Annotated in this window: 19 protein-coding genes; 12 read left to right on the top strand and 7 right to left on the bottom strand. The window is 71.4% G+C overall.

What is annotated here, in order from left to right; genetic code table 11:
- Nucleotides 1-60: 60 nt before the first annotated feature.
- The 3 genes from ACZ501_RS01665 (at nucleotide 61) to ACZ501_RS01655 (ending at nucleotide 2368) form a co-directional block, all read left to right on the top strand.
- Nucleotides 61-528, top strand: coding sequence for a DUF5304 domain-containing protein (locus ACZ501_RS01665; protein ID WP_361606610.1), 468 nt, complete (start codon nucleotides 61-63; stop codon nucleotides 526-528).
- A 61-nt stretch (nucleotides 529-589) separates the two neighbouring features.
- Nucleotides 590-1531: an ROK family glucokinase gene (locus ACZ501_RS01660; RefSeq protein ID WP_361606607.1), complete on the top strand. Its 942-nt coding sequence runs from the start codon at nucleotides 590-592 to the stop codon at nucleotides 1529-1531.
- Nucleotides 1532-1606: 75 nt separating this feature from the next.
- Nucleotides 1607-2368: an endonuclease/exonuclease/phosphatase family protein gene (locus ACZ501_RS01655; RefSeq protein ID WP_362466400.1), complete on the top strand. Its 762-nt coding sequence runs from the start codon at nucleotides 1607-1609 to the stop codon at nucleotides 2366-2368.
- A 592-nt stretch (nucleotides 2369-2960) separates the two neighbouring features.
- Here ACZ501_RS01655 and ACZ501_RS01650 read toward each other — a convergent pair.
- From ACZ501_RS01650 to ACZ501_RS01640, 3 genes are all read right to left on the bottom strand, one after another.
- The gene (locus tag ACZ501_RS01650) at nucleotides 2961-3629 is read right to left on the bottom strand and encodes a YdcF family protein (RefSeq protein ID WP_468791695.1); all 669 of its coding nucleotides are present in this window, start codon (nucleotides 3627-3629) and stop codon (nucleotides 2961-2963) included.
- A gap of 190 nt (nucleotides 3630-3819) precedes the next feature.
- Complete coding sequence (locus tag ACZ501_RS01645; protein WP_468791693.1) at nucleotides 3820-5049, bottom strand: helix-turn-helix domain-containing protein; 1230 nt, start codon at nucleotides 5047-5049, stop codon at nucleotides 3820-3822.
- Entirely contained in the window at nucleotides 5046-5366 is a 321-nt protein-coding gene (locus ACZ501_RS01640; RefSeq protein WP_468791691.1) for a putative quinol monooxygenase, read from the bottom strand. Before ACZ501_RS01640 ends, ACZ501_RS01645 begins: the two co-directional genes overlap by 4 nt.
- A 137-nt stretch (nucleotides 5367-5503) precedes the next feature.
- Between ACZ501_RS01640 and ACZ501_RS01635 the strand changes: the two genes are divergently transcribed.
- Nucleotides 5504-5650 (top strand): hypothetical protein, encoded by a 147-nt coding sequence (locus ACZ501_RS01635; RefSeq protein WP_468791689.1) that lies wholly within the window; start codon nucleotides 5504-5506, stop codon nucleotides 5648-5650.
- Nucleotides 5643-5897, top strand: a complete 255-nt coding sequence (locus ACZ501_RS01630) for a hypothetical protein (RefSeq protein WP_468791688.1) — start codon at nucleotides 5643-5645, stop codon at nucleotides 5895-5897. The genes ACZ501_RS01635 and ACZ501_RS01630 overlap by 8 nt, the downstream gene beginning before the upstream one ends.
- A gap of 433 nt (nucleotides 5898-6330) precedes the next feature.
- Here ACZ501_RS01630 and ACZ501_RS01625 read toward each other — a convergent pair whose 3' ends face one another.
- Both ACZ501_RS01625 and ACZ501_RS01620 read right to left on the bottom strand, forming a co-directional pair.
- On the bottom strand, nucleotides 6331-6900 hold the full coding sequence (locus ACZ501_RS01625) for a hypothetical protein (protein WP_361606583.1): 570 nt from the start codon (nucleotides 6898-6900) through the stop codon (nucleotides 6331-6333).
- A complete protein-coding gene (locus ACZ501_RS01620; RefSeq protein ID WP_361606580.1) occupies nucleotides 6893-7672 on the bottom strand; it encodes an alpha/beta hydrolase in 780 nt (259 codons plus the stop codon). Before ACZ501_RS01620 ends, ACZ501_RS01625 begins: the two co-directional genes overlap by 8 nt.
- Nucleotides 7673-7833: 161 nt before the next feature.
- On the opposite strand from ACZ501_RS01620, the gene ACZ501_RS01615 reads away from it, so the two are divergent.
- The 5 genes from ACZ501_RS01615 to ACZ501_RS01595 all read left to right on the top strand — a co-directional run bounded on the left by ACZ501_RS01615 (nucleotide 7834) and on the right by ACZ501_RS01595 (nucleotide 12792).
- Nucleotides 7834-8589, top strand: a complete 756-nt coding sequence (locus tag ACZ501_RS01615; RefSeq protein WP_468792647.1) for a lysophospholipid acyltransferase family protein — start codon at nucleotides 7834-7836, stop codon at nucleotides 8587-8589.
- Between the two features lie 43 nt (nucleotides 8590-8632).
- The gene (gene macS, locus ACZ501_RS01610) at nucleotides 8633-9844 is read left to right on the top strand and encodes a MacS family sensor histidine kinase (protein WP_468791686.1); all 1212 of its coding nucleotides are present in this window, start codon (nucleotides 8633-8635) and stop codon (nucleotides 9842-9844) included.
- Between the two features lie 35 nt (nucleotides 9845-9879).
- Nucleotides 9880-10524 carry a response regulator transcription factor gene (locus ACZ501_RS01605; RefSeq protein ID WP_362466368.1) on the top strand — a complete coding sequence of 215 codons (645 nt, stop codon included), beginning with the start codon at nucleotides 9880-9882 and terminating at the stop codon, nucleotides 10522-10524.
- A 155-nt stretch (nucleotides 10525-10679) separates the two neighbouring features.
- The gene (locus ACZ501_RS01600; protein ID WP_362466371.1) at nucleotides 10680-11711 is read left to right on the top strand and encodes a 6-phosphofructokinase; all 1032 of its coding nucleotides are present in this window, start codon (nucleotides 10680-10682) and stop codon (nucleotides 11709-11711) included.
- Between the two features lie 70 nt (nucleotides 11712-11781).
- A complete protein-coding gene (locus ACZ501_RS01595) occupies nucleotides 11782-12792 on the top strand; it encodes a 2-hydroxyacid dehydrogenase (RefSeq protein WP_468791684.1) in 1011 nt (336 codons plus the stop codon).
- Between the two features lie 313 nt (nucleotides 12793-13105).
- Here ACZ501_RS01595 and ACZ501_RS01590 read toward each other — a convergent pair whose 3' ends face one another.
- Nucleotides 13106-15007, bottom strand: a complete 1902-nt coding sequence (locus ACZ501_RS01590; protein WP_468791683.1) for an anthranilate synthase family protein — start codon at nucleotides 15005-15007, stop codon at nucleotides 13106-13108.
- A 319-nt stretch (nucleotides 15008-15326) separates the two neighbouring features.
- Here ACZ501_RS01590 and ACZ501_RS01585 point away from each other — a divergent pair, with 319 nt between their 5' ends.
- Nucleotides 15327-16691: a class II 3-deoxy-7-phosphoheptulonate synthase gene (locus tag ACZ501_RS01585; RefSeq protein WP_468791681.1), complete on the top strand. Its 1365-nt coding sequence runs from the start codon at nucleotides 15327-15329 to the stop codon at nucleotides 16689-16691.
- Between the two features lie 145 nt (nucleotides 16692-16836).
- Nucleotides 16837-17103, top strand: a complete 267-nt coding sequence (locus tag ACZ501_RS01580; protein WP_361608652.1) for a (2Fe-2S)-binding protein — start codon at nucleotides 16837-16839, stop codon at nucleotides 17101-17103.
- Between the two features lie 20 nt (nucleotides 17104-17123).
- Here the strand turns inward: ACZ501_RS01580 and bfr are convergent, their stop codons facing one another.
- A complete protein-coding gene (gene bfr / locus ACZ501_RS01575) occupies nucleotides 17124-17600 on the bottom strand; it encodes a bacterioferritin (RefSeq protein ID WP_468791679.1) in 477 nt (158 codons plus the stop codon).
- Between the last annotated feature and the right edge of the window lie 10 nt (nucleotides 17601-17610).

The following is a 17610-nucleotide window of genomic DNA, read 5'->3' as shown; positions in this document are numbered from 1 at the left end:
ACCGCCGTTCGGGTAACGTCGAAGGGAGACCTACCGCAGCTGCCGCCAGGAGAGTCCGCCATGAGCGAGGCCACCGACCGCCCCACCGACGACGACGCCTGGGCGCGGGCCTGCGCCGAGGACCTCGCCGCCGAGAAGGAGCGCCGCCACCGCAGGGAACAGGGCTCCGGCACGGGTACCGGGCCCGGCACCGGAACGGCCGCCGAGGAGCTGTACAAGCTCTTCGAGGCCGTCGCCGACAAGGTCTCCTCCCTGAACAACCCGCTCCTCGGCGCCGCAGCCCAGGACGCCGTACGCCAGTTCGTCAACCAGGCCAAGACCGCCGCCAAGCCCGTGGTCGAGCGCAACCCGGAGGTTTTCGGCCACCTCGCGGCGGCCGGGTCCGAGCTGCTCGCGGCCTACCGCTCGGCCGTCGAGGGCCACGAGCGCCGCTGGACCCGCGACGAGGCGCCCGCCCCCCGCACGTCCTCCGACGAGGGCGACGAGGGCCCCGGTACGGGCCCGGCCGAGCGGATCGATCTCGACTGAACCTCCGCCGGCCTCGGGTACGGTTGGCCGTGGCGGGGCTTGACCGGAAACCGAGGGACTAATGGGACTCACCATCGGCGTCGACATCGGCGGCACGAAGATCGCGGCCGGCGTGGTCGACGAAGAGGGCACCATCCTTGAGACGTACAAGGTGCCCACCCCGCCGACCGCGGACGGCGTGACGGAGGCGATCTGCACCGCCGTCTCCGAGGTCAGCAGCAACCACACCATCGACGCCGTCGGCATCGGCGCCGCCGGATACGTCGACGACAAGCGCGCCACGGTGCTCTTCGCGCCGAACATCAACTGGCGGCACGAACCCCTCAAGGACAAGGTCGAGCAGCGCATCGGCCTGCCGGTCGTCGTCGAGAACGACGCGAACTGCGCCGCCTGGGGCGAGTACCGCTTCGGCGCCGGCCAGGGCCACGAGGACGTCATCTGCATCACCCTCGGCACCGGCCTCGGCGGCGGCATCATCATCGGCAACAAGCTGCGGCGCGGCCGCTTCGGCGTGGCCGCGGAGTTCGGCCATATCCGGGTCGTCCCCGACGGCCTGCTGTGCGGCTGCGGCAGCCAGGGCTGCTGGGAGCAGTACGCCTCCGGGCGCGCCCTCGTCCGGTACGCGAAGCAGCGCGCCAACGCCACCCCCGAGAACGCGGCCGTCCTGCTGGGCCTGGGTGACGGCACCGCCGAGGGCATCGAGGGCAAGCACATCAGCGAGGCCGCCCGGGCCGGGGACCTCGTGGCCATCGACGCCTTCCGCGAGCTGGCCCGCTGGGCCGGCGCGGGCCTGGCCGACCTGGCCTCGCTCTTCGACCCGTCGGCGTTCATCGTCGGCGGCGGCGTCTCCGACGAGGGCGACCTCGTCCTCGACCCCATCCGCAAGTCCTTCAAGCGCTGGCTGGTCGGCGGCGCGTGGCGCCCGCACGCGCAGGTGCTGGCCGCGCAGCTCGGCGGCAAGGCCGGGCTCGTGGGCGCGGCGGACCTGGCCCGCCAGGGCTGACGCCCCCGCTTTTCGGCCGTGACTGCCCGCCGTGCCCCCTGGGGGAGCGGCGGGCAGCTGCGTATGTTGCCTCACATGCTGCCTCCCATGCTGCACATGCCGCCGAAGTCCGTGACCGAGCCCGACGGTTCAGCCGTGATCCGGGCGCTCAGCTATAACATCCGCTCGCTGCGCGACGACGAGGACGCGCTCGCGCGGGTCATCCGCGCCTGCGCGCCGGACCTGGTACTCGTCCAGGAGGCGCCGCGGTTCTTCCGCTGGCGCAAGCACGCGGCCAGGCTGGCCGCGAAGACCGACCTGGTGGTGCTGGGCGGGGGTGCGACGGCGGCCGGGCCGCTGCTGCTGTGCTCGCTGCGCGCCTTCGTGGAGCGGACCGAGGACGTCCTTCTGCCGCGCACCCCCGGCCTGCACCAGCGGGGCTTCGCGACCGCGGTGGTCCGCTTCGGGGCGGCCCGGGTCGGAGTGGTCAGCGCGCACCTGTCGCTGGACGCGGGGGAGCGGCGGGCGCAGGCGGACCTGCTCCTGGAGCGCGTCGCGGGGCTGGGCGCGCCGCACGTGATCGCGGCCGCGGACGTGAACGAGGCGGCGGGCGGCCCGGCCTTCGGCCGCCTGTCGGGGGCCTTGCAGGACTGCTGGACGGTGTCCCCGTGGGGCGGGGGCGACACGTTCCCGTCGGCGGCGCCGGACCGGCGGATCGACGCGGTGTTCGCCTCGCGGGGGGTGGAGGTGCTGACCTGCGGGGTTCCCGCGGGGCTGGCGGGGGTGACGCAGCGCGACCTCCGCTCGGCCACCGACCACCTCCCGGTCCTGGCGACCCTCCGGGTGCCGGCGGTGTGAGGCGGGGCGCGGGCCCGCTCCGGCTACCGGCGGTGTGATGCCGGTGCGGGCCCGCTATCTCCCCCTCGAGGCGGTGGGGGCGGGTCGGTGGCTGCCCACCGCCCCCGGGTGCAGGTGAGTGGCCGGGGAGCGGAAGCCCGTGGGGTGGTCTCACAGCCGGTTTGGGGGTTTCCCGTCAGTCCCATCGTCGTTCCGTGTCGTGTCGGCCTGTCAAGGGCGCTCGCTGCGCTCGCGTCACTGCGTGATCGCCTTCGGCGACCCTTGACAGCCCGCCCCGCCCCGGAAAGCCGAAAGACTGCCGTGAAGCCCCCAAAAGAACGGTCATGGGGCAGGAGAAGCGGAGCGGCTCCCTCAGCGATGAGGCGAGGGACCGGGCCATGGCCTGCCGGGGGCCGGGCCCGCCCACGGCCTGGCCCACCGCCGGGGGCCCGGCTACCTGCACGAAACGCCGACCACGCCCCCTGCGGTGCCCCCAAGCGCGTCAGATCGCTACGCGCTCCTCCCGGCTTGGCGTCCGGCGGCCGTCTTGGGCTGATACCCGCACCAAACGTTGATCAGGGAGAGGTGGGAAGTGGTCAGGTGCCTCGGCTGCTCAGGAGGTGATGAGACGGCTGGTGAAGCCGTCGTGGATGAGGGATTCGTATGCGGTACGTACGTCCTCTGGTACGTCCTGGAAGATGGCGAAGCCCTGCCGGGGGTACTCGATCACTCTCTGGAGGTCGCCGACGAGCATGTCGATCACGAGCTTCTCGTCGCCGATGCTCTTGACGTAGTCGTCCAGCTCCAGCGGTTCGGATGCGCAAATGATCTCGACGTCGGGCCACAGTTTGCGGGCGGTGGCGAAGGAGCGCCTCTCCATGTAGGGCTTGGCGATCAGCATCACCGTTGTGGGGACGATGCCGGCCGAGGCCAGAAGGTCGCGGGTGAGGGTGATGTTCTGGCCCGTGTTCGCGGCGTTCGGCTCGACCAGGATCGCCTCGTCCGGAACGCCGAGTTCGAGGGCGTGCTCGCGGAAGTGGACGGCCTCGCCACGAGGGAAACGGTTCCTCGTGGTGGGGCTGTTGCCGCCGGTGAAGACCACGGTCGGGAACAGTCCTCGGTGGTAGAGGTCGGCAGTGGCCTGGGCGACGCCCAGGTCATGGCTACCGAGGCCGATTGCCACGTCGACCGGACGGAGCTGGTGGCCCATGAGGTGGTAGTCCCAGACCAGCTTGGTCCTGCGCCACTGATCCTCGGTGATGGTCTGCTGCTTGTCGCCCACGCGTGCTCGCTCCTTGGTCACCGGCTGAAAGGTCTGGACGGCCCCGTGCTCATGGCCTTGATGTTCCCGATGCTGGCCAATTGGTGCGACAGCCCGAAACGAGCGGCCATGGAGCCACCGACCAGTCCTCCGGCTCGGTCAAGTCCTCAAGTCGGCCGGCCGCACCGGTGCCCTCAACGCGTCATCGCTCTCAAGCGAGGCTGTCCGTGCGTTCGGCGAGGGCGCGCAGTTCGTCGGATGCGGTGCGGCCTGCGCTGAGCATGAGGTCCCTGACGGCCGTCCGGGCTGCGAGGTGGGTGCGGATCATCTCAGGTGCCAGTTCCTCGGCGCGCAGCAGGCAGTCCAGGGAGTCCGCGTGCTGGCGGCGCTGTGCGTGGGCCCGGCCCATGTCCATCAGCAGGCGCGCCTGCCGCTCGGTGGACAAGCCGTCCGCTTGAAGTCCCTTGGACAGGTCGAGGGCCTCGCCGGCGTCTCCGAGGTCGACTGCGGTCGAAACGGCTTGGATCTCCACGTTCGTGGGGCCGAACTCGAGGTTGAAGTCGTTGCGGTCCTCACCCAGCCGTCGGGCGACGCTTCGAGCGGCCTCGATCTGCTGCCGCGCGGAAGACCTTTCACCTGCGCGGGCGTGCACGAGCGCCAGCACCAGGTGCAGCGATCCCAGGACGGAGAGGTGCTGGGGCTCGTCGGCTCGAGTGCTTTCGAGGGCGCTGATGGCCCTGGTCGCGGCGCGCTCCGCCTGGTCGAGGTGCTTAAGGCGTACGAAGGCGTGGCACAGGCGGTAGATCCCGGCGAACACGCTCAGCGGGTCGCCTGAAAGCTCGGCCGCTCGGATCGCCCGATCCGCCGCGACCCACGCTGCATCTGCCTCGTGCTGGCGCACGAAGGCTGCAGCCAGGGCTTGATAGGTCCTGGCCAGCAGATCGTGCAGTTCGGGTGTGTGATCAGGCGACGCCGTACGGCAGGCCAGCTCCAGCTTCGGGACCAACGCACTTATGTCCGCACTCAATTCTGCGAACCGAGCGCTGTGGGTGAGTGTCCAGATCCTGTCCACCGACGAACGGAGGTCCAGGAGGTCGTCCGGCTGGAAGTCCTGGCACGGATGGAGGAGGACATCGAGCGCGGGATGTCCGGACAGCACCAGACGGGCCTGATCGAGGTCGTTCGTCTCCGGTGCAGGCGAAGGAGACACCGCGGCCAGAGGCGGCGCGTCGGGCTGGAGGACCTGGAGCGGCACGCCAAGGCCGTCAGCGAGAAGCCGCAGCACGTCCAGCCGGTTGACCGGCTGGATACCCCGCTCGACCTGCGACAGCCAGCTCGCCGTGCGACCGATGGCCGCAGCGAGTTCTCCCTGCGTCATGCCTTTCTGCTTGCGTAGATCGGCCACGCGCGCCCCGAAGACGCGCCGCTCCTCTGAACTCACTGCCGTGTCGCCACCTTTCCAGCGATCGCGTCGAGGAACGTGACCTCGACACCGGCAAGGTACTGGTCCCGCTGGGCGAGGAAGTGCTTGGTGTGTGGCTGCGCCTCGTGGACGTGGAAAGCCGCACGGTCCGCGTACAGCTCGTAGAAGACGCGCACCAGAGGCTCACCCTCCGGCACGTGCACCACATAGGTCAGCGTTCCGGGCTCCGAACTCCTGATGCCCTCCAGGGTGATCGCACACAGTTCGTCGAATGCCTCCGCGGCTTCCTGATCGCGCAGTGAGAAGCGCACAACCAGACCGAACCCCTCGCTCATACGTGCTCCTTCCGAGTCGCAGACAGTCTCGCAGGCACGCACACTTCCTGCGACTAGTAATTTTTCTTGATTCACAGAAACGCTGCGAGTAGGCTCGTAGTTGCTCTGCTACTGAGCGTCAGCAAGGAGGAGCGCGCATGTCTCAGATCCCCGTGGACAGCAGCGGTGACGGCCAACCGAAGACCATGGCCGAGACCATCGCACCGAGTACTGATCTGCTCGGCCGGGCTCAGGCCGGCTGGGAGCGTTTCCTCGGCACCTTCGAGGCGGCGTGCGATGAGTGAGTGCTACGAGTACGTGCCCCACCGCCTCCTCCGCCGGCGCGTTCGCGACATCGCTTCGGGTGTCGAGGGCGTCCTCATGGCCGTGATCAACGAGAACGTCTCCGACACCGGCATCGAGCGCTGGATGGAGCTCGCCTACATCCGAGGCGCCTCAGGCCGCGAGTTCACCACTGCCATCGCCAACGTCGTACCCGCCCACGACCAGCCCCGGACGGCCAGCAGTCGCCGAGACCGGAGAGGCGTGTAGCGATCTGCTGCGCCTGGGGGCTCCGCAGGGGGGTGTGGTCAGCGTTTCGTGCAGGCAGTCGGGCCCCCGGCGGTGGGCCAGGCCATGGGCGGGTCCGGATGCCCGGGAGGCCATGCCCCCGGCCCCTCGCCTCGTCCCTGAGAGACCCGCTCCTCGGACCTCTCCCTGGTGACCGTTCTTTTGGGGGGTTCCCGGCAGTCTTTCGGCTTTCCGGGGCGGGGCGGTCGGTCAAGGGTTGAGCGCAGCGAAATCGCGAAGCGACGCGACCGAAGGGAGCGCCCTTGAGGGACCGGCCCGAACCGGAATGACGATGGGACTGACGGGAACCCCCCAAACCAGCCCTGAGACGGTCCAGGCAGGACGCCGCTCCCAGGCCCCCGGCCCGCACACAGAGAGCGGGTGGGGTTGGCGGGCCGCGCTCCCCGGCGTCCCCCTACACCACCGCGCCCCGCCCCGGGTCGTCGTCATCGTCGTCGTCGCCGCCCGACATGCGGGCGACCAGGGTGGCGAAGCCGCCCAGGAAGCCGCCGATGCCCAGGGTGGTCAGCCACCACGTCATGTCCCACTGGAGCAGCACCGCCAGCAGCAGGAGCACCGGCCCGCCGACCACCGCCAGCCACGCGAACTTCGTCGTCGTGTCCGCGTGCGGCAGCTCCGGTTCCGGCGGGACGAAGTGCTCCTCGTCCGCCGGCTCTTCGGGGGAGTGGTCGCGCGGGCCGGGGGTCGGCAGCGGCACGCTGACGCCCACGCCCGGGGCGAACGTCACCGAGCTGCCCAGTCCCGGCTTCGGCCCCGGCTTCGCCCCCGGATCCGGCTCCGGGTCAGCCGCCGCGGGCTCCGGCTTCACGTCCTCCTCCGGCAGCATCAGGTTCTCGATCGGCCGGAACGGTCTCGCCCCCGGCGGGTCCGGCGGTTCCAGCCCGTACCCGGCGACGATCGCCGCCCACGCCGCCTCCTCGTCCAGTGGGGGCACGCCCCCGGAGGACTCCTCGTGCTCAGCCACCGCTGGCCGCCCCCTCCCTGCCGACACTCTTCGCGAGCCGCCCGATGAACGCGTGGCTGTCCGCGAAGATCCGCTCCGCGTCGTGGTCCAACGTCGCCACGTGGTAGCTCTGTTCCAGCAGGGTCTCGGTGACGTCCGTCGACGACACCCGCGCCAGGATCCGGGCGGAGTCCACCGGCGGGACCACGTGGTCCTGGGGGCTGTGCAGCAGCAGCAGCGGCTGCGTCACCTGCGGCAGCTCGGTGTCCACCAGCTGGAAGAACTTCCGCAGCGAGTGCGCGGCCCGGGTCGGGACCCGGTCGTAGCCGACCTCCACCGAACCGGGCTTCGCGATGTCGCTCGCGATGCCCGCCGTGGACCGGACGAAGTGCCGGGCCACCGGAAGGGCGAAGGCCAGCGGGTCGTGCACCTTGTTCGCGGGGTTGACGAGGACGATCCCGCTGATCGCGTCCCCGTGCCGGGCCGCCAGCCGCAGCGTCAGCGCGCCGCCCATCGAGAGCCCGAAGACGAACACCTGCGTGCACCGCTCCAGCAGCTCGCGCAGCGCGCGGTCGACCTCCGCGTACCAGTCCTGCCAGCCGGTGAGCTGCATGTCCTGCCAGCGCGTCCCGTGCCCGGGCAGCAGCGGCAGGGACACCGTGAGCCCGCGCTCGGCCAGGTACTCGGCCCAGGGGCGCAGCGACTGCGGCGAACCGGTGAAGCCGTGGCAGAGAAGCACGCCCACCTCTCCGCCCTCGTGGCGGAACGGCTCTGCTCCAGGGAGGACGGGCACCAGGGTCTCCTTCGAAGGGTGGGGGGTGCGTTGCGCTGTGTGACTTCACCGTACGCGACCGGGATGACACCGACCAGGGCCGTCGGGCGCTCCCGCGCGGAGGCAGGGGATAAGGTCTGTTCGACAGACACAGGAAGGCTTTCGAGTTGATCTACGGCGCAATGAAGTTCTCCATCGGGGGGTCCCTGAAGCTCGCCTTCAGGCCGTGGGTGGAGGGCCTCGAGAACATTCCCGCCGAGGGGCCGGCGATCCTCGCGAGCAACCACCTGTCCTTCTCCGACTCCTTCTTCCTGCCGGCCGTACTGGACCGGAAGGTGACCTTCATCGCGAAGGCCGAGTACTTCACCTCCCCCGGGGTCAAGGGCAGGCTGACGGCGGCCTTCTTCAAGGGCGTCGGGCAGCTCCCCGTGGACCGTTCCGGCGCCCGCGGCGCCGGCGAGGCCGCCGTCAGGAGCGGCATCGAGGTCATCGAGCGCGGGGAGCTGTTCGGCATCTATCCCGAGGGGACGCGTTCGCCCGACGGCCGTCTCTACCGGGGCAAGCCCGGCGGCCTGGCCCGGGTGGCGCTCGCCACCGGCGCTCCGGTGATCCCGGTGGCGATGATCGACACCGAGAAGATCCAGCCCCCCGGCAAGGTGGTCCCCAAGCTGATGCGCCCGGGCATCCGCATCGGCAAGCCGCTGGACTTCAGCCGCTACCAGGGCATGGACGGGGACCGCTTCATCCTCCGCTCGGTGACCGACGAGGTCATGTACGAGATCATGAAGCTCTCCGGCCAGGAGTACGTGGACATCTACGCGACGGCCGCCAAGCGGCAGATCGCGGACGCGGAGAAGGCCGCCAAGGAGAGCGGCAGGGCGGCCGAGAAGGCGGCCAAGGCGGAGAAGGACGCCGAGGGGGATTCGGGCCCCGCATAGGGCGGGGCGCGACGGGCGCGCCCGCGGGAACGGGGTGGGGGAAATGGCGAAGCGCGAGCGCGTCGTACGGATGTCGGTCGAGCAGCCGCTGTGGCGCGCGCTGACGGCGTACCGGCTGCTCACCATGGTCTACGCGGTCCTGCTGTTCGCGGCGGCCTACCGCACCTTCGACCACCCCGGGACCGCGGCCGGCTACCTCGCCTGCCTCGCCGTCTGGACGCTGGCCACCCACCGCCGGGTGGCGAACGCGGCCAGCTGCACCAAGGGCTTCCTCGTCGCCGATCTGGCCGTCGCGCTGGCCGGCATCCTGCTCACCCCCATCGCCGACACCCACGAGCGGATCACGGGGGGCGGCCCCACCCTCCCCAGCATCTGGACCGCCGGCTCGGTCCTCGCCTTCGCCCTCAAGGGCGGCTGGCGCTGGGCGGGCTTCGCCTCGACCTTCGTGGCCGCCGCCAACCTCGTCATCCACGGCGGAGACCCCACCCGGGACACCCTGCACAACGTCCTGCTGGTCTGGGTCGCCTCCATCGCCATCGGGTACGTCGTCGAGGTGGCCCGGGCCAGTGAGGCCACCCTCGCCCGCGCGCTGGAGATCGAGGCCGCCACCCGCGAGCGCGAGCGCCTCGCCCGCGACATCCACGACGGGGTCCTCCAGGTCCTCGCCATGGTCCAGCGGCGCGGCACCGAACTGGGCGGCGAGGCCGCCGAACTCGGCCGGATGGCGGGCGAGCAGGAGGTGGCGCTGCGCACGCTGGTCTCCAGCGGGCTGGTCCGCCCCTCCCGGGTCTCGCGCGACGGGTCGCTGGGCGCGCTGGTGGACACGTACGAGGTGGACGAGCCCGGCGCCGACGAGGGCGAGCTGGACCTGCGCTCCCTGCTCGCCCCGCACGCGGGCTCCCGGGTCAGCTTCGCCGAGCCGGGCACCCCGGTGCCGCTGCCGGCGCCCGCCGCGCGGGAGCTGGCGGCGGCGGTCGGCGCGGCCCTCGACAACGTGCGCAGGCACGCCGGGGACGGGGCCAGCGCCTGGATCCTGGTCGAGGACTGGGGCGACGAGGTGATCGTGACCGTACGGGACGACGGCCCGGGCATCCCGGCCGGCCGGCTCGACCAGGCGGAGGGCGAGGGGCGCATGGGCGTGGCCCTGTCCATCCGGGGACGCCTGCGCGACCTCGGCGGCAGCGCCGAGCTGGTGTCCGTCCCCGGCCAGGGCACGGAAGTGGAACTGAAAGTACCGAGGGGGAGGACCCAGTGAACGACGACCGCAGCGAACTCCAGGACATCAAGGTGATGGTCGTGGACGACCATCCGATGTGGCGGGACGCGGTGGCCCGCGACCTGGCCGCCGCCGGGTTCGACGTCGTCGCGACGGCCGGCGACGGGCCGGAGGCGGTACGCCGGGCCCGCGCGGCCGGCCCGCAGGTCCTGGTCCTCGACCTGAACCTCCCCGGCATGCCCGGGGTCCAGGTCTGCAAGGAGCTGGTCGGCGCCGATCCCGCGCTGCGCGTGCTCGTCCTGTCGGCGAGCGGCGAGCACGCCGACGTCCTGGAAGCGGTGAAGTCCGGCGCGACCGGCTACCTGCTGAAGTCGGCCGGGGCCCAGGAGCTGATCGACGCGGTCCGCCGCACGGCGGCCGGCGACCCGGTGTTCACCCCGGGGCTGGCCGGCCTCGTCCTCGGCGAGTACCGGCGCCTGGCCACCGACCCGGCGCCGGCCGCCCCGGACGTGCCCAAGGCCCCGCAGCTGACCGACCGGGAGACCGAGGTGCTGCGGCTGGTGGCCAAGGGGCTCTCGTACAAGCAGATCGCGGAGCGGCTGGTCATCTCGCACCGCACGGTGCAGAACCACGTCCAGAACACCCTGGGCAAGCTCCAGTTGCACAACCGGGTGGAGCTCGTCCGGTACGCGATAGAGCGCGGGCTCGACGACGCGTAACCCGTCCGTACGTCGTACTTACTTCCACCCCGCTTCCCCGTACGAGTGAACGGGCGTACGCAACGCCCCGTAGTTCCACCGGGATTGTCTCTTCCAGGCCCCTCGCTGTGACCTGGGTCACCACTAGCGTGGCCGTCATGGCGAAGGGAGATTCCATGAAGGTCGGAGTGCTCACCGGCGGCGGCGACTGCCCCGGGCTCAACGCGGTGATCAGGGGCGTCGTCCGCAAGGGCACGCAGGAGTACGGATACGGGTTCGTCGGCTTCAAGGACGGCTGGCGCGGGCCGGTCGAGGGGGACACCGTCCCGCTGGACATCCCCGCCGTCCGTGGCATCCTGCCGCGCGGCGGCACCATCCTCGGCTCCTCGCGCACCAACCCGTTCAAGACAGAGAACGGCGTCCGCCGCATCAAGGAGAACCTCGCGAAGTTCGAGGTCGACGCACTCGTCGCGATCGGCGGCGAGGACACCCTCGGCGTGGCCGCCCGGCTGTACGAGGAGTACGGCGTCCCTTGCGTCGGCGTGCCGAAGACCATCGACAACGACCTCTCGGCCACCGACTACACCTTCGGCTTCGACACGGCCGTCGGCATCGCCACCGAGGCCATCGACCGGCTGCACACCACGGCCGAGTCCCACATGCGGGTCCTGGTCGTCGAGGTGATGGGCCGGCACGCCGGCTGGATCGCCCTCCACTCGGGCCTGGCCGGCGGGGCCAACGTCATCCTCATCCCCGAGCAGCGCTTCGACGTGGAGCAGGTCTGCGCGTGGGTGACCTCGCGGTTCAAGGCCAGCTACGCCCCCATCGTGGTGGTCGCGGAGGGGGCCATGCCCAAGGACGGCGACCTGGTCCTCAAGGACGCCGTCTCCCGCGACTCCTTCGGGCACGTGCGGCTGTCGGGCGTGGGCGAGTGGCTCGCCAAGGAGATCGAGGCGCGGACCGGCAAGGAGGCCCGTACGACGGTCCTCGGGCACATCCAGCGCGGCGGCACTCCGAGCGCCTTCGACCGCTGGCTGGCGACCCGCTTCGGACTGCACGCGATCGACGCGGTGCGCGACGGGGATTTCGGCAAGATGGTCGCGCTGAAGGGGACGGACATCGTCCGGGTCCCGATCGCGGAGGCCACCGCGAAGCTCAAGACGGTCGACCCCGCGCTGTACGAGGAGGTCGGGGTCTTCTTCGGCTGAACGCGCCGGGGCGGGCGACGGGTCGTATCGTGACGAACGACCCGTGGTCCGACCAGCTGTGGGAGCGAGTGTGGAGATCCTGGCCTTCGGAGTGACCGCCGACGAGAAGCCGCTCCTGGAGCGCGCCTTCGAGCGCCACTTCGAGGGCCGGCACGCGGTCCGCTGCCTCGACGTGTTCCTGAGCGAGGACACCGCGCCCATCGCCGCCGGGTACGAGGTCGTCTCCTCCAGTGTCAACGCCGACCTGCACGGCCGGGTCCTGCGCACCCTCGCGGCCGGCGGCACCCGGATGATCGCGCAGCGCTCCACCGGCTTCAACAACATCGACCTGGACGCGGCCCGGGAGCTCGGCATGACCGTCGGCCGGGTCTCGTACTACTCCCCCTACTCGGTGGCGGAGTTCGCCTGGACCCTGGCCATGGCCGTGAACCGGCGCGTCGTCCGCGCCTCCAACCGCACCCGGGACTTCGACTTCCGCCTGAACGGGCTGATGGGCCGCGACATGCGGGGCCGCACGGCGGGCGTCCTGGGCACCGGAAAGATCGGCGAGGCCTTCACCCGGATCGCCCACGGCTTCGGCATGGAGCTGCTGGGCTGGGACCTGGCGCCGAACCCGGCGTGCGAGGAGCTGGGCATGAGGTACGTGGACAGGGACGAGCTGTTCGCGGCCGCCGACCTGATCAGCCTGCACGTGCCCCTGGTGGAGTCCACGCACCACATCGTCGACGCGGCCGCGCTGAAGGCGATGCGGGACGACGCGATCCTGGTGAACTCCAGCCGCGGCGGGCTGATCGACACGGACGCCCTGGTCACGGAGCTGCGGGCGGGGCGCTTCAGGGGGGTGGGGCTGGACGTGTACGAGGCGGAGGCCGGGGTCTTCTTCACGGACCGGTCCCTGGAGGCGGTCGAGGACGACACCCTGGCCCGGCTGGTCACCTTCCCGAACGTGGTCGTCACGTCCCACCAGGCGTACTACACGCTGGACGCGGTGGAGCAGATCGTGGACGCCACTGTCCGGAACGTGGGGGACTACCTGGCGGGGCGCCGCTCCGAGAACACCCTTGTTCCTCCCGGGGGCTGATCTGTGCCGGGTGCCGGGTGCCGGGTGCCGGGTGCCGGGTGCCGGGTGCGGGGCGTCGGGGCGCCTGCGGCGGGCCGTCCCCTACCCGCCCTTCCACCGTTCCCCGGGCGCTGCCCGGACCCGCGCCTCAAACGCCGGCGGGGCTGGAATTCGCGCAGCGAATTTCCAGCCCGCGCGGCGTTTGAGCGCACCGGGCGCGCAGCGCCCGTACGGGGTCCGGGGCGGAGCCCCGGGGAACGGTGGAAGGGCGGGTAGGGGACCGGCCCCGCAGGGCTACGGGCCGCACCCGCCCCCGGCGTCGCCCCCCCCCGCACTACATCGGCTCGGCGGTGGCGCTCGCCACCGAGCGGACCAGGGCCGCCAGGACCTCCGCCCCCCGCAGGGTCAGCACCGACTCCGGGTGGAACTGCACCCCCGCGAACCCCCGCGCCGCGCAGCGGAGCGCGTGCACCTCCCCCGTGACGGCGTCCCGGGACACCTCGACCCCGTGCGCCGCGAGCTCCGCCTCCGCCTCCGCGTCACAGGCCGCCGCGTACGTGTTGTAGAAGCCCACCACCTCCGGCGTGCCGAAGAGGTCGACCGGCACCTGCGCCCCCTGGGCCGGCGCGGCCTTCCGTACCAGCGGCAGCCCGAGCTCCGCCGCGATCAGCTCGTGCCCCAGGCACACCCCCAGCAGCCCCCCGCGGTGCGAGGCGAGCAGTTCCCGCGTGAGCGCGCGCAGCATCCGCATCCTGGGGTCGGCCGCGTCCGCCGGATTGCCCGGGCCCGGCCCGAGGACGACCGGGCCGTCCCAGTCCAGGGCGAGGGCCCGCAGCCGCGGATCGTCGTAGCGGCGTACGGTCACCTCCAGCCCGGCCACCCGCAGCACGTGGGCCAGCATCGCGGTGAAGGTGTCCTCCGCGTCGATCACCAGGGCGCGGCCCTCCACCGCGGAGGGCCGCTCCTGCATGCGGAGCCAGAACGGCGCCAGGTCCGCCCGCCGGGCGGCGAGCGCCGCCCGGACCCGTGGGTCACCGGCCAGCCCGGCCCCGTCGAAGGCCGGCCGGGGCGCGGCCGCCCGTACGCCCAGCGCCGCCAGCACCCCGGCGGCCTTGGCATGGGTCTCGGCGACCTCGGTCAGCGGGTCCGAGTGCCGGACCAGGGTGGCCCCGACCGGTACCCGCAGCCTCCCGTCCGGGGCGATGTCGGCGGTGCGGATCAGGATGGGGGAGTCCAGGGTCTGGGCGCCGGCCTCGTCCCGGCCGAGCAGCGCCAGCGCGCCCGCGTAGTAGCCGCGGCCGCCGCTCTCGTACCGCTCGATCACCCGGCAGGCGTTCTGCACGGGCGATCCCGTCACCGTCGCCGCGAACATGGTCTCCCGCAGCACCTCCCGCACGTCCAGCGAGGAGCGTCCGCGCAGCTCGTACTCGGTGTGCGCGAGGTGGGACATCTCCTTCAGCCGGGGTCCGACGACCACCCCGCCCATGTCGCCGACGGTGCACATCATCTTCAGTTCCTCGTCGACGACCATCGACAGCTCCTCGGTCTCCTTCCGGTCGGCGAGGAAGGCGAGGAGGGACTCGGCGGTCGGGCCGGAGGCCGGGTAGCGGTACGTGCCGCTGATCGGGTTCATCACGACCGTCCCGCCGGACATGCGGACGTGCACCTCGGGGCTGGCCCCGACCAGGGTCCGGTCCGGAGTGTGGACGACGTACGTCCAGTACGCGCCGCGCTCGCCCTCCAGCAGGCGGCGGAACAGCGCGAGCGCGTCGGCCCGGCCGAAGCCCCCGATCCGGCCCTCGTAGGTGCGCCGGATCACGAAGTTCGCGCCCTCCCCGCGGCCGATCTCCTCGCGGATCACCTGCTCGACGGTGGCCGCGTAGTCCTCGTCGGGGACGTCGAAGCCGCCGCCGGCGACCCGTACGTCATGGGCCGGCAGCCCGGCCAGTGCCGCGGCGAGCGGGATCTCGTACGCCTCCTCGGCGGTCAGCACGGCCAGCGGCGTGCCGTCGTCGCGTACGTCGAAGCCGCGCTCGCGGATCTGCCGGAACGGTACGAGCGCGAGGGTGGGCAGCTCCCGTACGGGCAGGTCGGCGAGCCGGCGGGCCTCGTGGACCGGCCCGAGGAGCACCTCGACCGTGTCGTGGTCGCGGCCCGGGGTGCGGCGGCGCAGCAGTGCGAAGGGCGGGGCCGAGTCGTCGAGGAGCCGGCCGAGGTCGAAAACGGACTGGGGCATGGGGCGGGTGTCCTTCCGGGGAGTGCCGGAGGGAGGGACGGCCCGTGTCGCCACATGGAAAAGGCCGCCCTCCGGGGGCGGCCTTCGCTGTCAGTGGGTACGCGAGAGGGGTGGGCCGCCGGGAGCGGGCCACCACCAGTTCAGGTTGGCGTGCGCGTACATGGGGGGCACCCTAGCCCACGGCGGCGCCGTACCGCAGCATCTGGCCTTTCCGGACATATGAACCTTGCATTCCGCTCATTCGCGCGGTCCCGGACCTTCGAAGGGAGCCGTCTCATCAGGTGGGCGTCCGGCCGGACACGGCGCATGACGCCGTAATGTGTACGAGGTGACCGTGAACGCTGAAAACCATGCCCTCGCCGCCAAGGCGACCTGGCGACACCTTCCCGCGGCGCAGCAGCCTTCGTACCCCGATGCCGAGGCCCTGCGCGCTGTCGTCGCGGACCTCGAGTCGTATCCTCCCCTCGTTTTCGCGGGTGAGTGCGATCAGCTGCGCGCCCGTCTGGGAGCCGTCGCCAAGGGCGAGGCGTTCCTGCTCCAGGGCGGCGACTGTGCCGAGGCCTTCGACGCCGTGTCCGCCGACCACATCCGCGCCAAGCTGAAGACGCTGCTCCAGATGAGCGCCGTCCTGACGTACGCGGCCTCCGTGCCCGTCGTGAAGGTCGGCCGCATCGCCGGGCAGTACTCCAAGCCGCGCTCCAAGGACACCGAGACCCGCGACGGCGTCACCCTGCCGACCTACCGCGGCGACTCCGTCAACGGCTTCCCCTTCACCGAAGAGGCCCGCGTCCCGGACCCGGAGCGGCTGAAGCGCATGTACCACGCGTCGGCCTCGACGCTGAACCTGGTGCGCGCCTTCACCACGGGTGGCTACGCCGACCTGCGCCAGGTGCACGCCTGGAACCAGGACTTCGTGAAGTCCTCCCCGTCGGGGCAGCGCTACGAGCAGCTCGCGCGGGAGATCGACAACGCGCTGAACTTCATGAAGGCCTGCGGCACCGACCCGGCCGAGTTCAAGGCGGTCGAGTTCTACGCCTCGCACGAGGCACTGCTGCTCGACTACGAGGGCGCGCTGACCCGCACGGACTCGCGGACCGGCAAGCTGTACGACACCTCCGGCCACATGGTCTGGATCGGTGAGCGCACCCGCCAGCTGGACCACGCGCACATCGAGTTCTGCTCGCAGATCGCCAACCCGATCGGCATCAAGCTCGGCCCGACCACCACGGTGGACGAGGCGCTGACGTACATCGACCGCCTGGACCCCGAGCGCGAGCCGGGCCGGCTGACCTTCGTCGTCCGCATGGGCGCCGACAAGGTCCGCGACAAGCTCCCCGAGCTGGTGGAGAAGGTCACCGCGTCCGGTGCGACCGTCGCCTGGGTCACCGACCCGATGCACGGCAACACCTTCGAGGCGGCCTCCGGCCACAAGACGCGCCGTTTCGACGACGTCCTGGACGAGGTCAAGGGATTCTTCGAGGTCCACAAGGCGCTCGGCACCCACCCGGGCGGCATCCACGTCGAGCTCACCGGTGACGACGTCACCGAGTGCGTGGGCGGCGGCGACGAGATCTTCGTCGACGACCTGCACCAGCGCTACGAGACGGCCTGCGACCCGCGGCTCAACCGCAGCCAGTCCCTGGACCTGGCCTTCCTGGTCGCCGAGATGTACCGCGACCAGTAAGCGATGTCGTACGACGATGGGGCGCGGATCGATGTGATCCGCGCCCCATCGGCGTATCCGGGTCTTTCAGGCGACCCTCGCTTTGGGTACGGTTAGGTAAGCCTCACCGAACAGGGGATGGCCCGAACCGTTCCGCACCAGGGAGGTGAACCGCGTGTACGTCTGCTCTTGCTTCGGGATCACCGACCAGCAGGTCAAGGAACACGCGGCCGCCGGGGCCTGCACCCCCCGCCAGATCGCCTCGGCCACCAAGGCCGGCACCGACTGCGGCTCCTGCGTGCGCACCATCCAGGGCATCCTCGGCCGTGGGGCGTGCCCCCGCCGGGAGCTGCTGGACAAGGGCGACGCCGCGGCCGTCCTGGCCGCCGCCCCGGGGCCGGCGCCCGCGCCGGAGCTGGCGGAAGCCGCCTAGGACGTCCGGCCGAAGGGGTACTAGCTCGGCTGCTCGATGAGCTGGGCGATGTACAGCGCCTCGCCGAGGGACTCGATGAGCTCCAGCTGGGTGTCGAGGTAGTCGATGTGGTGCTCCTCGTCCTCCAGGATCTCCTCGAAGAGGCGGGCGGAGGTGACGTCGCCCTTGCCGCGCATGACCTCGATGCCGCGCTTGAGGCGGTCGATCGCCTCGACCTCGACCTGCCGGTCCGCCTGGAACATCTCCGTGATCGTCTGGCCGACCCGCACGTGGAAGAGGCGCTGGTAGTTCGGCAGACCGTCGAGCATCAGGATGCGCTCGGTGATCTTGTCCGCGTGCTTCATCTCGTCGATGGACTCTTCACGCGTGTACTTGGCGAGCTTCGTCCAGCCCTTGTTGTCCTGGATGCGGTAGTGCAGCCAGTACTGGTTGATGGCCGTGAGCTCGCCGGTCAGCTGCTCGTTGAGGAATTCGAGGACCTCGGGGTCGCCCTGCATCGCAGAGGCT

The organism is Streptomyces sp. NPDC034085, assembly GCF_055575555.1.
The sequence above is the reverse complement of the archived record's forward strand: the minus strand, read 5'-3'. Positions and strand labels throughout refer to the sequence as shown.